Origin of the sequence: Streptomyces musisoli (assembly GCF_016741855.1) — a bacterium.
Lineage (GTDB): Bacteria > Actinomycetota > Actinomycetes > Streptomycetales > Streptomycetaceae > Streptomyces > Streptomyces musisoli.
The window spans coordinates 16,715-31,348 of record NZ_JAERRH010000013.1 but is presented as its reverse complement, the minus strand read 5'-3'; the positions used below and the strand labels follow the sequence as shown (position 1 = coordinate 31,348).

12 protein-coding genes are annotated in these 14,634 nt (G+C 73.0%); 3 read left to right on the top strand and 9 right to left on the bottom strand.

Annotated features, from left to right (window positions below):
* The first annotated feature begins 104 nt into the window (after window positions 1-104).
* The 3 genes from JK361_RS28390 (at window position 105) to JK361_RS28380 (ending at window position 3,567) form a co-directional block, all read left to right on the top strand.
* Window positions 105-872, top strand: a complete 768-nt coding sequence (locus JK361_RS28390; RefSeq protein ID WP_201823214.1) for an IclR family transcriptional regulator — start codon at window positions 105-107, stop codon at window positions 870-872.
* Between the two features lie 44 nt (window positions 873-916).
* Window positions 917-2,425, top strand: coding sequence for a glycerol kinase GlpK (gene glpK / locus JK361_RS28385; protein WP_201823212.1), 1,509 nt, complete (start codon window positions 917-919; stop codon window positions 2,423-2,425).
* Between the two features lie 158 nt (window positions 2,426-2,583).
* Window positions 2,584-3,567, top strand: a complete 984-nt coding sequence (locus tag JK361_RS28380; RefSeq protein WP_201823538.1) for an ATP-dependent DNA ligase — start codon at window positions 2,584-2,586, stop codon at window positions 3,565-3,567.
* 275 nt (window positions 3,568-3,842) lie between these two features.
* On the opposite strand, the gene JK361_RS28375 is transcribed toward JK361_RS28380, so the two are convergent.
* The 9 genes from JK361_RS28375 to JK361_RS28335 form a co-directional block, all read right to left on the bottom strand.
* On the bottom strand, window positions 3,843-5,873 hold the full coding sequence (locus JK361_RS28375) for a TerD family protein (protein ID WP_201823197.1): 2,031 nt from the start codon (window positions 5,871-5,873) through the stop codon (window positions 3,843-3,845).
* A 215-nt stretch (window positions 5,874-6,088) separates the two neighbouring features.
* Window positions 6,089-6,703, bottom strand: a complete 615-nt coding sequence (locus JK361_RS28370; protein ID WP_307787334.1) for a TetR/AcrR family transcriptional regulator — start codon at window positions 6,701-6,703, stop codon at window positions 6,089-6,091.
* A gap of 47 nt (window positions 6,704-6,750) precedes the next feature.
* On the bottom strand, window positions 6,751-7,653 hold the full coding sequence (locus JK361_RS28365; RefSeq protein ID WP_201823194.1) for a 3-hydroxybutyryl-CoA dehydrogenase: 903 nt from the start codon (window positions 7,651-7,653) through the stop codon (window positions 6,751-6,753).
* A 34-nt stretch (window positions 7,654-7,687) separates the two neighbouring features.
* Window positions 7,688-8,860 carry an acyl-CoA dehydrogenase family protein gene (locus JK361_RS28360; RefSeq protein WP_201823191.1) on the bottom strand — a complete coding sequence of 391 codons (1,173 nt, stop codon included), beginning with the start codon at window positions 8,858-8,860 and terminating at the stop codon, window positions 7,688-7,690.
* Window positions 8,861-8,909: 49 nt separating this feature from the next.
* On the bottom strand, window positions 8,910-10,082 hold the full coding sequence (locus JK361_RS28355) for an acyl-CoA dehydrogenase family protein (protein WP_201823189.1): 1,173 nt from the start codon (window positions 10,080-10,082) through the stop codon (window positions 8,910-8,912).
* Window positions 10,083-10,184: 102 nt separating this feature from the next.
* The gene (locus JK361_RS28350; protein ID WP_201823186.1) at window positions 10,185-12,239 is read right to left on the bottom strand and encodes an acetate--CoA ligase family protein; all 2,055 of its coding nucleotides are present in this window, start codon (window positions 12,237-12,239) and stop codon (window positions 10,185-10,187) included.
* Between the two features lies 1 nt (window position 12,240).
* Window positions 12,241-12,432: a ferredoxin gene (locus tag JK361_RS28345; RefSeq protein WP_201823185.1), complete on the bottom strand. Its 192-nt coding sequence runs from the start codon at window positions 12,430-12,432 to the stop codon at window positions 12,241-12,243.
* Window positions 12,433-12,523: 91 nt separating this feature from the next.
* On the bottom strand, window positions 12,524-13,798 hold the full coding sequence (locus tag JK361_RS28340) for an NADH-ubiquinone oxidoreductase-F iron-sulfur binding region domain-containing protein (RefSeq protein WP_201823183.1): 1,275 nt from the start codon (window positions 13,796-13,798) through the stop codon (window positions 12,524-12,526).
* Window positions 13,795-14,295 (bottom strand): hypothetical protein, encoded by a 501-nt coding sequence (locus JK361_RS28335; protein ID WP_201823182.1) that lies wholly within the window; start codon window positions 14,293-14,295, stop codon window positions 13,795-13,797. Before JK361_RS28335 ends, JK361_RS28340 begins: the two co-directional genes overlap by 4 nt.
* Window positions 14,296-14,634: the final 339 nt, after the last annotated feature.

The following is a 14,634-nucleotide window of genomic DNA, read 5'->3' as shown; positions in this document are numbered from 1 at the left end:
GGGGCGGGTCAATGAACAGCGGTCGGCATTGTCGAACGCTCCGGCGCCAAGACGTCCTCCGGCCCCGCAGGGCGAACAGTCCGTACCGGTAATAGGCTCGCTTCATGGCCGGCCCAGTCCAGTCGATCGAACGGGCGGCGGCGATTCTGCGTCTGCTCGCCGGCGGGCCCCGCCGACTCGGGCTCGGCGAGGTGGCGGCCTCGCTCGGGCTGGCGAAGGGCACCGCCCACGGCATCCTGCGCACGCTCCAGCACGTGGACTTCGTGGAGCAGGACGCGGCGACCGGAAAGTACCAGCTCGGCGCCGCCCTGCTGCATCTCGGCACCAGCTACCTGGACGTGAACGAGCTGCGCTCGCGGTCCCTCAACTGGGCCGACGCGCTGGCCGCCCGCAGCGGGGAGGCGGTACGCCTGGGCACGCCGCTGGAGGGCAGCGTCCTCATCGTCCACCACGTGTTCCGGCCCGACGACACCTTCCAGACCCTGGACGTGGGCTCGCTGCTGCCCCTGCACGCCTCCTCGCTCGGCAAGGTGCTCCTGGCCTACGGGACCGCGGCCACGGAACCGGACCGGGAACCGGGGCTGGAGGCGTACACCCGGCACACCCTGGTCGACCCCGAGCGGCTCGCCCGGGCGCTCGCCGCGGTCCGGGAGGTCGGGTGGGCCGCCGAGGTCCAGGAGATGAGCATGGGCGAGGCCGGGCTCGCCGCGCCGATCCGGGGGCACGGCGGCCTCGTCGTCGGCGCCATCGGGCTGTCCGGGCCGGTCGAGCGGATCTGCGACAGCCAGAACCATCCCCGTACCGGTCTGATCAGCCTGATCCGTGAAGCCGCCCGGGCGATCTCCAGAGACCTGGGAGCCGCCCGCTGGTAGGTCAGGACAGCCGCCCCTCGATCCGACGGAAGGCAGACCCGATCATGGTTGAAAGGTACGTGATGTCCGTCGATCAGGGCACCAACTCGACCCGATGCATCCTGTTCGACCACCGCGGGCGGCTCGTCTCGGTCGCGCAGAGGGAGCACCAGCAGCATTTCCCCCGGCCCGGCTGGGTCGAACACGACGCCGTCGAGATCTGGCAGAACCTGCGGCGCGTCCTGCCCGAGGCCCTGTCCGACGCCGGTGTCGACTCGGGGAAGGTCGCCGCCATCGGCATGGCCAACCAGCGCGAGACGACCGTGCTCTGGGACCGGCGGACCGGCGTCCCGCTGGGCCGCGCGATCGTCTGGCAGGACACCCGCACGGCGCCGCTGGTCGAGGACCTCATGGAACGCCCCGGGGAGGAGTTCTTTTTGGAGCGGTGCGCACTGCCGCCCTCGACCTACTTCTCCGCGCTGCGGATCCGGTGGCTGTTCGACCACGTCAAGGGGGTCGAGCAGCGCGCCAAGGACGGCGAGGTGCTGTTCGGCACGATGGAGAGCTGGCTGATCTGGAACCTCACCGGGGGCGCCGACAGCGGGCTGCACATCACCGACGCCACCAACGCCAGCCGCACGATGCTGATGAACATCCACACGCTCGCCTGGGACGACGAGCTGCTGGACTTCTTCGGGGTGCCCCGCTCGATGCTGCCCGAGATCCGGTCGTCCGCGGAGCTGTACGGCGAGGCCCGGTCGCTGCTGCCGGGCGTCTCCATCACGGCCGCCCTCGGCGACCAGCAGGCCGCCCTCTTCGGCCAGACCTGCTTCTCCCCGGGCGAGGCCAAGTGCACCTATGGAACGGGCAGCTTCCTGCTGCTGAACACGGGCACCGACGTCGTACGGTCCCGGCACGGACTGCTCACGACCGTCGCCTACAAGATCGGCGACCAGCCGCCGGCCTACGCCCTGGAGGGGTCGATCGCCATCACCGGCGCCCTCGTCCAGTGGTTCCGTGACCGCCTCGGCCTGATCAACAGCGCCCCGGAGATCGAGACGCTCGCGCGCACGGTCGAGGACAACGGCGGCTGCTACATCGTCCCCGCCTTCTCGGGCCTGTTCGCGCCACGCTGGCGCAGTGACGCACGCGGGGTCATCGTCGGCCTCACCTCGTACATCACCAAGGGGCATCTGGCACGTGCCGTCCTGGAGGCCACGGGGTGGCAGACCAGGGAGGTCGTCGACGCGATGAACGCCGACTCCTCGGTCTCCCTCCAGCAGCTCAAGGTGGACGGGGGCATGACCGCGGACAACCTGCTCATGCAGTTCGTCGCCGACGTGCTCGACGTGCCCGTGGTGCGTCCCATGGTCGCCGAGACGGTCTCCCTCGGCGCCGCCTACGCGGCCGGGCTCGCCGCCGGCTACTGGCCCGACCTGGAGGTGCTGCGCCGCAACTGGCACCGGGCCGCCCAGTGGTTGCCCGACATGGACCCCGAGCGGCGGGCGGCGGAGTACGACAACTGGCAGCGGGCCGTCGAACGGTCCCTGGGATGGGTCAGACCGCCCCGCTGACCTCGATCGGACGCGCCCTCTCCCGGCGGACGCGCGCTCCCCTGTGACCGGACGTGCCCCCGTAGATCCCCTCCGTCCCGCGGGCCCGTTCAGGGGAACCGGGGGTGAAAGGCGCGTGAGGGCGGCGGTGCCGGTCGAGACCTTCTGCCGTGACCGCCGTGCCCCTGCCCCTCATCGCGCCGATGCTCGCCACCCCCGGCAGCCTGCCGCCCGCCACCCAGGACGCGCGGTGGGCGTACGAGACCAAGCAGGACGGCCAGCGGGTGATGGCCTATCTGCCGGGCGACGGGACCGTCCTGCTGCGCGCCCGCTCCGGTGAGGTGATCACCGCGGCGTATCCGGAACTCCGGCCGCTGGGCGCCGCCCTGGGGGCGACGCCCGCCGTGCTGGACGGCGAGGTGCTGGCCCTGGACCGGCACGGACGGGCCGACTTCCAGCTGCTGCAGAGCCGCATGGGCCTCGCGCACGCCCCCGCGCGGGCGGCACGCCGGGCCGCCCAGGTGCCGGTGCATCTGGTGCTGTTCGACGTGCCGTACCTCGCGGAGTCGCTGGTGAGGCTGCCGTATGTGCGGCGACGGGCCCGGCTGGAGGAGCTGGACCTGGCCGGGCCGTACTGGTCGACGCCGGGCGCCGTGACCGGACACGGCGCCGAGGCGCTGCGCGCCACCCGAGAGCACGGCCTGGAGGGCCTCGTGTGCAAGCGGCTGGACTCGGTGTACGAGCCCGGGGTCCGCTCCCGCGCCTGGATCAAGATCCGGAACATGCGCGCCGAGGACGTGATCGTCGGCGGCTGGCTGCCCGGCAAGGGCAGGCTGACCGGGCTGCCCGGAGCGGTACTGGTCGGCCAGCGCGACGCGGAGGGCCGGCTGCGGTACGTCGGCGGGGTCGGCACCGGCTGGAGCGAGGCGGAACGCACCCGGCTGGCGGGGCTGCTCCGGGACGCGGCGAGCGACCGGTGCCCCTTCGAGCCGGTGCCGCGGATCGCGGAGGCGCGCTGGGTCCTGCCCCGGCTGGTGGGCGAGGTCGGTTACAGCACCCGGACCCGCAACGGAATGCTCCGCCAGCCGTCCTGGCTCCGCCTGCGACCGGACCTCACCCCAAAGGAGTCGGCGGCGGACCTGCCGGAGGACAGCGGCCCATGAGAACGGGCCGGCCGCATCCGGCGACACCGACACCCCCGGCAAACCCGAACGCCATGCCTCACCCCCAATCGCCCCGGCATACCGCACGGCCCCGGCCCACGGCAGCCCAGGCCGGCCGGATTCCCGCTCGGCTCCCCACCATGAGCGCGTGGGACCGAGCGGGAGCCGGTTCGGGGACACGATGAACGCCGCCGGCTACGGCCGGCCGGTCGGCCACTCTCCCGGGGCGGCGTTCCGCCCGCCCGCGGCCCTGCCGCGAAGGTGATCGGCGATGCTCATCCGGTCGCCGCGGCGCCTTCCTTCGCAGGTGTCCGGCGGGGTGTCACCCGGTCCACGTGGGCCACCACGGTCGTGTAAAAGCGGAGGACCGCGTGGTCGACGCTGCGGATGAAGCCGGATTCGGCGTTGCCGCGGCTGCTGCCCATTCCCTTGAGCAAGGAAAGGCGGAAACCGGTGATGCGCGCGCCGTCCCTGGGCAGCATGTCCGCCGGTTCGGGCCGCAGCCGTTCCAGCGTGCCCCGGGGACCAGCCGACTCCCCCTCGACAAGGGTCTCGATGTGGAGGTCGGCCGGTGCCTCCGCCAGGCGACGCACGAGCCGCTTGGCCCAGGAGAGGGGGTAGCCCTGTTCGGGGGCCGGTACCTCGATGGAGGTGCGCAGTCGTCCCGTGCGCAGATCCGCGCCGACCGCCAGGATGCCGGGCGTTCCCTCGATCCGCAGCTCGGCCTGCAGCTTTCCGTCCAGGCAGAGCTGATCGGCGAGACGGCTCCGGAGCTCTCCCGGATCCGTTCCCCGCTTGACGCGCTGCACGGGCAGTACCTTCTGCCCCAGCTCCCCGCCGAGCCCGAGGCACACCTGCCGGATGAGCCGCTCCCAGCTCTCGACGACCTCCAGGGCGCGCGGGTCTCCCTGGCACAGGGTTTCGTCGTCGATCCCGTTGCGCACCGGAACCCAGGCGCGGCCCATGTTCTGGAAGCCGTGGCAGCCGGAGTTCTCGTGTTGCAGATAGTGGAGCAGTTCCTGGAGGAGCCAGGCGTGCGCACCGTTGCCGACACCCTCGTGCCGGATCAGCATCTGCGCCTGGTGGGCGACCTCCGCCCACGAGAGGTGCCGGAGCGCCACCTTGTGCTTGCGACGCCCGTCGATCTTGACGTCGACCAGCGGGCTGCCCTCCAGAGCGACGTCGTTGGACAGCGTGATCACGGCTTCGTACCCACGGCGCGCGGCGATGTCCATGTACGCCTGCACCTGGTCGGACTTCAGCGCGTTGCCGTTGGTCTTCGTCTCGACGAGGGCCGTCCACAGCTTTCCGGCGCGCTCGACACGGATCACACCGTCGGGACGTCGCGGTGTGTCCCCGTGGGGCAGCGAGACCTCGGTGAAGGTCTCCATGCGGCCGGCCGGCGCCCCGAAGGCCGCGGTCAGTCTCCTGCCGAATTCGGGCACCTGCGCCATCACCGCCAGCAGGACGGACGTCGCACGCATCTCACGGTCCCGGTCGCTCTTCAGGGCGGACACCGGGAAGAGCCGGGCCGCCTTCCAGGACTCGTTCTCCGCCAGGGTCCTTCCGGCCTCCTTGGGCAGCGTGACCTTCTTCTTCGCGGTACGCGGCCGCGTGGCGGCCTTGCGCGGGCCGCCCTCGTCGCCCGGGCGACGGGGGGACGGAACGGCCCGCAGCGTTCCCTGCGGAACCGGCTCGTCCGCAGCGGCGGCCGCCGCGTCCGTCCGCTCGTCGTCCGCCGAGTCGTCCTGCGCCTCGACGGCCGCCGCGTCATCCTCGATGTCGACGCCGAAATCCGTCGCCAGACCGACGAGACCGGTGTCGTAGCCCTGGCCGACAGCGCGGAACTTCCACTCCTCTCCACGCCGGTACAGCTCGCCGAAGATGACCGCGCTGACGGAGTCCGCATCCTCGATGACGAAGCGGAGCAGGTTCTCGCCGGCGCCGTCGGCCAACGACAGCCGCACGTGCTCCAGTTCTCCGAAGCGCGCCCCCTCGTACCGGCTGGCGGCCACGACCATCCGGTCGACGTCGTCCGGGACGACGGTCAGGTCGAAGCTGATCCGGTCCTCGTTCCCGTCCGCCGTAGGCGTCTTACCCAGCAACTGCACGCTTCCGTCGGCGGCCACCGGATTGTTGTAGAAGTAGAAGTCGCCGTCGCTGCGCACTTTGCCGTCGGCGTTCAGCAGCAGGACGGACACGTCCGCGTCGCCCTCGCCGGTCGGACTCCCCCAGCCCAGACCGACGATGACGGATCCGACGTTGTCGCTCAGGGCTGCCAGCGTCACGTTGGAGCCCTTGATCATTTCTTGCACGTAACCCCCCACAGGCATACTCAAGCGGCACGTACACGCTTCCGCCCCCTCTGCCTGTCGCACGACGGAGTGTGACGCACCGCACAGCGGTAACTGTAGTACGCATTGAAGCCTCGGGCGCCGCGTGCGGAAATCTCGGGGTGGCCGACCGCGAGGCGTAGCCGCGGCAGGTCGCGCCCCGGGGGGAGTTCCGGTCCGCTGCGCTGCTACGGCTCCGGCAACGCCTCCGGCAGGCCGAGGGTGCCGGCGACATGGCGCCAGATCGAGGTGAGGGCCGTGTCCAGGGTGACGGTGGGGTCGCGGAGCATCAGGCGGATGCCGTAGCCGTCGCTGAGGGAGAGCACGAGGGTGCTCAGGTCGTCCACGTCGGTCGGGGTGAACTCGCCCGACTCGATGCCGCGCCGTACCGCGCCGGCCACCCAGGCGTGGAGCTGGGCGTACAGGTCGACGGCGAAGGCGCGGGTCGTCTCGTCGCGCAGGGCGCGGGCCCACAGTTCCTGCCACAGCCGCCAGTCCTGCTGGAGTTCGGGGTCGGTGGGCAGCAGGTTGCGCAGGATGCGGGCGAGGACGACCGCCGCGGGCGCGGTGTCGGCGTCGCGTTCGGCGTCCAGCGCGGTGTGGGCGAAGGAGTGGGTCATCGCCTCGGTGAACAGCTTCTCGCGCGTGTCGAAGTGGTAGTGCAGCAGCGCGGTCGACACCCCGGCCTTCTCGGCGACCATGCGCATCCGGATCTTCTCGAAGCCGGTCTCGGCGATCACCTCGCACGCCGCGGTCAGGATGCGCTCGCGCGTCTCCGCCGTGCTGCGCACCTTGGTCGACACCCTGCGGCTCCCCTCGTCCGGTGATCGTACGCCGAGACCATTTTCCCTCACGACCGCTCCGCGGGTACGGCCGTCTCGTTCCGTGGCCGCGCCGGGTACGCGTGGAAGCCGCGCCCGGACTTCCGCCCCAGCAGGCCCGCCTCCACCATGCGGGACAGCAGGGGCGGCGGCGCGTACAGCGGCTCGCGGAACTCTGCGTACAGCGATTCGGCGATGGCCCGCGTGGTGTCGAGGCCGATCAGGTCCGTCAGGGCGAGCGGGCCGAGGGGGTGCGCGCAGCCGAGGACCATGCCCCGGTCGATGTCCTCGACGCTCGCGCTGCCCGCCTCCACCATGCGGATGGCGGCCAGCAGGTACGGGACGAGCAGCGCGTTGACGACGAATCCGGCCCGGTCCCGGGTGCGTACGACGTCCTTGCCGAGCCTGCCGGTCACGAAGGTCTCCGCCCGGCTCAGGGTGTCGGCCGAGGTGAGCAGGGAGGGGACGAGTTCGACCAGGCGCAGGACCGGTACGGGGTTGAAGAAGTGGACGCCGACGACGTGTTCGGGGCGGCCGGTCGCGGCGGCGAGCCGGATCACCGGGATGGAGGAGGTGTTGGTCGCCAGGAGGGCGTGGTCGCCGGTGAGGACGGCGTCCAGGCGGGTGAAGACGTCGGTCTTGAGGCGCTCGTCCTCCGCCACGGCCTCGACCACCAGGTCGCGGTCGTGCAGCGCCTCCAGCTGGTCGGTCACCGTGATCAGGCCGGCGGCGGCGTCACGCCGCTGCGCCGTGAGCCGGCCGTGCGCGGTGGCCCGGTCGAGCGAACGGGTGATGCGCAGGCGGCCCGACCGGGCCGCCTCCGCGTCGCGTTCCACCACGGTCACCGGCAAGCCGGCCCGGGCACAGACCTCCGCGATGCCCGCACCCATCAGGCCGCAGCCGACGACTCCGACGCGTTCGATGCCGGTCATCCGAGCTTCCCTTCGATCTGTGTCGGCCGTTGTGTCAGGCGGTGGGCAGGTCCAGGACCCCGGTGCCGCGCCGGACGAGTTCGTTGGCGATGATCAGCCGCTGGATCTCGGAGGTGCCCTCCCAGATGCGGTCCACGCGCAGCTCGCGGTAGAGCCGCTCGACGGCGTACGAGCGGTCGTAGCCACGGCCGCCGTGGATCTGGAGGCACCGGTCGATCACCCGGCCCGAGGCCTCGCTCGCCGACAGCTTGGCGATGGCCGCCTTGGCGTGCAGCCGCTTGCGGTCCTCGGCCGGCGCCTGGTCGATCTCCCAGGCGACCTGGTGGGTGTAGGCGCGGTTGACGGCGATGTCCACGGCGCAGTCCGCGAGCATGCCCTGGATCAGCTGGTACGACGCGATGGGCGCCCCGAACTGCTCCCGCTCCACGGCCCAGTCCCGGGACAGTTCCAGCGCCCGCTCGGCCGCGCCGGTGGTACGGGCCGCGATCATCAGGCGCTCCTCGGTGAACCAGGAGCGGGTGATGTCGTACCCCTCGCCGATGCCGCCGAGCACGGCGTCCTCGTCGACCTGGACGTCGGTGAAGGTGAACTCGGGGTGCTCGTAGACGAAGGTGTGCATGAAGCGGGGGACGCGTGTCATCTCGATGCCCGGGGTGTCCTTGTCGACCAGGAACAGGGTCGGGGCGCGCTCCGGGCCGGCGGCGGCGAGGACGATCATGAAGTCGGCGTGGTCGCCGACGGTGACGAACCACTTCTCGCCGTTGAGGACCCAGCCCCGGTCGTTCCTGGTGGCGGTGGTGGCCAGGTTCTGCGGGTCCGAGCCGGCGCCGGGTTCGGTGACGGCGTAGCAGTCGCGGCGCTCGCCGCGGATCACCGGGATCAGGAAGCGCTCGCGCTGCTCGGGGGTGCAGAAGCGCAGGGCGTTGGCGGGGCGCCACACCATGTCCCACAGGGCGCCCGTCAGCCGGCCCAGCTCCTCCTGCACGGTGACCTGTTCGGCGATGGTGAGACCGGCGCCGCCCCACTCGGCCGGCATGTTGACGGCCTGGAGTCCGGCGTCGAGGACGGCGTCCCGGATCTTGGCGTGAGTGTCGGCGGGCAGGCCGTTGTTCTCCTCGCACTCCAGCTCGTGGGCGGCGATGAGGTCGGTGAGGGCACGCGCGTCGGCCTTGAGCTGTACCTGGCGCGGGGTGAGGCGGAAGTCCATGGAAGTCCTCGCTGTGAAGGTGGTGGGGTGCGACGGGGCTCGGAAGGGGTCAGTGCGTGGGCAGGGCCAGGGCGCTGGTGCCGCGCTTGATCAGCTCGTTGGCGATGATCAGTCGCTGGATCTCGGAGGTGCCCTCCCAGATCCGGTCGACGCGCAGCTCGCGGTACATACGCTCGACGGGATAGGTGCGGTCGTAGCCGCGGCCTCCGAAGATCTGGAGGCAGCGGTCGGCGACGCGGCCGGCCGCCTCGCTGGCGGCGAGCTTGGCGGTGGAGGCCTTGGCGTGCAGTGTCTTGCGGTCGGTGCCGGGCTGGTCCGCCTCCCAGGCGACCTGGTGGGTGTAGGCGCGGTTGACGGCGATGTCCACGGCGCAGTCCGCGAGCATGCCCTGGATCAGCTGGTACGACGCGATGGGCGCCCCGAACTGCTGCCGCTCCACGGCCCAGTCCCGGGCCAGCTCCAGGGCCCGTTCGGCCGCGCCGACCGTACGCGCCGCGATCATCAGGCGCTCGTCGGTGAACCACTCCTTCGTCAGCTCGTAGCCCTTGCCGACGCCGCCGAGCACGTCCTCGTCGGCCACGAAGACATCGGTGAAGGTGAACTCGGGGTGCCCGTTGACCGCGGAGTGCATGAAGTGGGGCAGCCGGGTCATCTCGACGCCGGGCGCGGCCTTGTCGACGAAGAACAGGGTGGGCAGCCGCTCGGGGCCCGCGTCGGCCTGCACCAGCAGGAAGTCGGCTATGTCCCCGCAGGTGACGAACCACTTCTCGCCGTTGAGCAGCCAGCCGCCCTCGGTACGGGTGGCGGTGGAGGTACCGGAGGAGGGGTCGGAACCGGCGCCCGGCTCCGTGACGGCGAACGCGTCGAACTTCTCGGCCCGGATCACGGGCAGCAGGTACTTCTCGCGCTGCCGCTCGTCGCCGTAGGCGAGGACGTTGGCGGGCCGCCAGGGGATGTCCCACAGGCAGTTGGTGACCTTGCCGAACTCCTCCTCGACGATGACCTGGTCGAGCAGGCTCAGTCCGGCACCGCCCCACTCGGCGGGCATGTTGATGGCGTAGACGCCGGCGTCCATCGCCGCCCGGGTCAGTTCGGTGACGAGCTGCTGCGGCAGCGGTCCGCCGGCCTGCTCGGACTGGTCCTCGTACCGCATCAGCAGCCGGGCGTACTCGGCGGCGCGGCGCTTGAGGTCGGCCTGTTCGGAGGTGTAGCGCAGGTCCATGGGTGCCTCTTGGATTCCGGGAGACGGGGTGCGGGGAGACGGGGTGCGGGGGCGGGCGGGCCGGCGGGGGTCCGGTCCGGTGGTCCGGCGGGGCCGGGCCGGTCAGGCGAGCACGGCGCGGGAGTCCAGGGCGAGGACCCCCCGGGGCCGTACGAGGAGGGGGTTGACCTCGATCTCGGCGATCTCGGGGTGCTCGGCGGCGAACGTGGTGATCGTCTCGACGGCGGCCGCGGCCGCGGCGACGTCCACGGCCGGCCTGCCGCGCACGCCGTCCAGCAGGGCGGCGGTGCGCAGGCCGCGCAGCAGCGACTCGGCGCGGTCCGCGGGTACGGGCGCCAGGGAGAAGGCGACGTCGCGCAGCGCCTCCGCCAGGACTCCGCCGAGGCCGACCATGGCCACCGGCCCGAAGCGCGGATCGCGGTTGACGCCGACGATCAGCTCGATGCCGTCCGACAGGTCCGCCATGGCCTCCACGGAGTATGAGGGGGCGCCCAGACGGGCGTGCATCTGACGGAAGGCGGCGAGGAGTTCGGCGGGGCCGGACAGGTTCAAGGCCACTCCGCCCGCATCGGACTTGTGCAGCAGGTGCAGGGCCTTGAGCACGTACGGTCCGGTGAACTCGGCTGCTGCGGAGAGCAGTTGGGTCTCGTCTCGGACCTCCCGGGCGGCGGGGAAGGCCAGTCCGGCCGCTTCGAGTGCCCTGCGGGTCTCCAGGTAGCCGGTCTCCCGCAGGGGTGCGGCGGGCACGGGCAGGGGGGTGACACCCGTGTGCGCCGTCCCGGGTGCCGTGGCGAGGAGCGCGCGGGCGGCGTCCTCGGTGGCGGCGAAGACCGGGACGCCCGCCGCGGCGAGGGTGCGGCAACTGGGCGACTCGGGGTACATCGACTGCACCACGAGCGGCTTCGCGGTGGCCCGGTGCCGTGCCGCGATGAGCCGGGCGGCCTCCTGCTCACCGTCCGCGAGCGCCCTGCCGCCCCCGCCGAGTCCGCCTTCGGCCGCGGCGTAGCCGCCGAAGTAACCGGTCATCAGGACGGCGTCGGTCTCCTCGGCCGCGAGCAGTGCGGCCACGGTCGCCGCGTACGAGCCGGGGTCCTGCTCCCCCATGCCGGCGAGGTCGACCGGGTTGGCGACGGCCGACTGCTCCCACAGGGCCTCGCGCAGCCGCTGCCGGGTCGGCTCGGCGAGTTCGGGCACGGCCAGACCCGCCGTCTCGACGGAGTCGGCCGCGATGACACCGTGGCCGCCGCCGTCCGTGAGGACCGCGACCCGCCGGCCCGACGCGCGTCGTGCGCCGTCCAACGCGGCGAGCACGACGGTGAGTTCGCGTGGTGTGGCGACGAGTTCCACGCCGGCGTCGCGGCAGGCCGCGCTCACCACGTCGGCGGAGGTGGTGAGCGCTCCGGTGTGCGACTGGGCGCTGCGCGCGGAGGCGTCGCCGCGGCCGGCGGTCAGCAGCACCACGGGCTTGCCCGCGTCGGCGGCGGCCTCGGCGAAGGCGCGCCCGTCGCCGAAGTCCTCCGCGTAGACGGCGATCGCCCGGGTGCCCTCGTGCCGGGCGCAGTCGGCGAGCAGGTCCACGAGGGTGACGTCGGCCTGGTTGCCGAGCGAGACGAAGCGGGAGAAGCCGAGGCCGTGCGGGTGGAAGCGGAGCTGGAGTTCGAGGGCGAGGTTGCCGCTCTGACTGAGCAGGGCGACTCCGCCGGGGGTGAAGGAGTCGGAGGCCAGGAAGAGGTCGGTGGTGTTGTCGGCGATGCCGAGGCAGTTGGGGCCGACCATGACGGCTCCGGCGGCGCGCACGCGTTCGGCGACGGCGTACTGGCGGGCCCGGCCGGCGGCGCCGGTCTCGGCGAAGCCGGCGGTGATGGCGACGATCGCCCGGGCCCCGCACCGCAGGGCCTCGTCGACTGCGTCCTCGAAGCCGGCGGCGGGCACCGAGACCACGGCGAGGTCGACCGGTTCGCCGAGCGCGCTCAGGCTGAGTGCCGCGGTGCGGCCGAGCACCGTACCGCCGCGCCGGTTGACCAGGTGGACGGGGCGGCGCCCGTCGGCGCGCAGGGCCTGGGCCGCGATGGCGTGGCCGTACTTGGCGGGGTCGTCGCTGGCGCCGACGACCGCGACGGAGACCGGGTCGAAGAGGGCGGAGAGGTCGCGTCCCATCTCACTTCACCAGCCGCAGCGCGGAGTTGGGGCACGCGGCGACGGCCGCCGCGGCGGCCTCCTCGCCGCCCTCGGGCACGGTGGTCCCGCGCGGCTGCGCGTAACCCCACTCGTCGAGGTCGATCAGTTCGGGAGCGGGTTCCTGGCACAGGCCGTAGCCCTGGCAGCGGGTGGCGTCCAGCAGCAGTTTCATTACGCGGTCCTTTCGGTGCGCGCGGGGGCGATGAGGGGGCGGTGAGGATGCGAGGGGGTGCGGGGGTGCGGAGGGACGGCCGGACGCGGTTTCAGGGGACCGGGACGGTGAACCGGCGTCCGTCCTCGGGTGCCGGGCCCGCGCAGGCGGGGCAGGCGGCGTTTCGGTGGCCGTCGACGCGGTCGGGGAAGTGGGCGAGCAGGGTGCCGACGACGCGGGCGGCGGCATCGAGCAGTCCGCAGGCCCCGCGTCCGGGCAGCCCGCGCGACCAGCGGTGCAGCTTGTCTGACGTGCCGGCGTCCGCCGCGCCGCGTGCGACGTCCGTGAGGGTGCCCGCCAGGGCCCTGGTGCCGGAGACGCACACCCCGCACTGCCGGGCGCTCTGCGCGGCCAGGTAGGCGGTGGCCTCGGTGGCCACGGCGACCGGGCAGTCCTCGGGGTGCAGGAAGTACAGCGCCCCGCAGCCCAGGGCGCCGCCGGCCGCGCTCAGCCGGTCGTGGTCGAGGGGCAGGTCCGGCCAGCCGGCTCCGTGCAGACCGCCGAACAGGCCGCCCAGCAGCACGGAGTCCGCCCCGCCGTGGCCGCACAGGTCGGCGAGGACCTTCAGATGGGTGCCGACGGGCACCTCGGCCAGCGCCGCCCCGCCCCCGACGGTGGGCCCCTCACGGTTCGTGCCGGAGAGTGTCACCAGATGGGCACCGGCGACGGCTTCCGCGGCCTCGGGGCGGGCGTGCGTCAGCGCGATCCGGGCCAGCGTCTCGACGTTGGCGACGAGGGTGGGCGCGCCGCCGACACCGCTCTCGAAGGGGCGCGGCGGTTTCGCCGTGGGCAGGGCGGGGCCGCCGTCGATGCGCCGTACGACCGCGGTCTCCTCGCCCGCGACGTAGGTGTGCTCCGTCCGTACGACGTCGATGCGCAGCTCGGTGGGGCGCTCGGCGAGCGACCGTCGCACGGCCCGCTCGGCGGGGGCGTCGGAGAGGTAGACGCAGCCGTGGCCGGCGCCGGTCATGGCCGCGACCAGCCGCAGGCCGTCGAGTACCGCGTGGGGCCGGTGGCGCAGGAGCCAGCGGTCCTTCACGGAGCCCGGCTCGCCCTCCTCGCCGTTGGCGACGACGACGGGCAGGCCCGGGGCGTCCCGCACGGCGCGCAGTTTGACGGCCGCGGGGAATCCGGCGCCGCCCCGGCCGCGCAGGCCCGCGGCGGCGATCCGGTCGAGCAGCCGGCCCGGTTCCGGCAGGGGGGCGTATCCCCCGGCGGCCAGGTACCGGGGCAGATCCTCGCCGCTCCCGGACAGCCAGGCGCCGGACAGCAGCGGTTCGAGAAGGCCGGGCCGTCCTTCGGGGAGGAGGGAGAAGACGCCGGTCATGCGGTGCTCCTGGGCTCGGGGGGTCCGGAGGGGGCGGAGGCGAGGAAGGGATCGGGTCCGCAGGGGGCGGGGGATCCGGGAGGGCGGGGGGTGGTGGAGGGACCCGTTCCGTCGTCGCCGGTTCTCAGGTGGGACAGGGCGCGTTCCAGGTCCCGCCGCTGGGCGGCGGTGCGGGCGTAGCCGGCCCCGGGCAGGCCGATCAGCATGCGGTGGTGATCGAGGACGACCTCCCCGGCCACCAGCGCCGGGCGCGGATCGGTCGTCGCGGGATTCACGGCGGCGGCCACCACCAGGTCGGTGACCTCGGCGAGGTAGCGCAGCCAGCCGCGCTGGGTGCCGCGCAGCACCAGTCTCTCGACGCGGCGCCGTTCCGCGGCGACCAGGCCGGGCGGCGGGGTTTCGTCCGTGGGGGCCCGCAGGGCGGCCACGGCGGCGGGCAGCTCCTGTTCGGGTTCGGGGGTGAGGCCGAGCCAGACCAGACTTCGGCGAGCGCTCATGCGTGCCTCCGGGGGCGCACGTCCCGGTCGTCTTCCGGGAACGGGGGTGGCGCGGCGACGGCGGGCGGGGGGCTCCGGTGCTCACGGGGAGGCGGGGAGCGGGGCGGCGCACAGGGGCCGCAGCATCACGGGACGCGCCCGGGCAGCCCTCTGCTGGAGCCGACGCGTCCGACCTGCCACCGACACTAACTAACTAATTAGTCAGCCCACAAGTCTTGACTTGGACCCGGCACGGTCCCACTCTGACTAACCAATTAGTCAGCCAGGACCCGGCGGCCTTTCCCCCGGAAACCGCCGTCCCGCCCGCAGCCTCACCGCCCATACGCCGCCGCCGCGGCG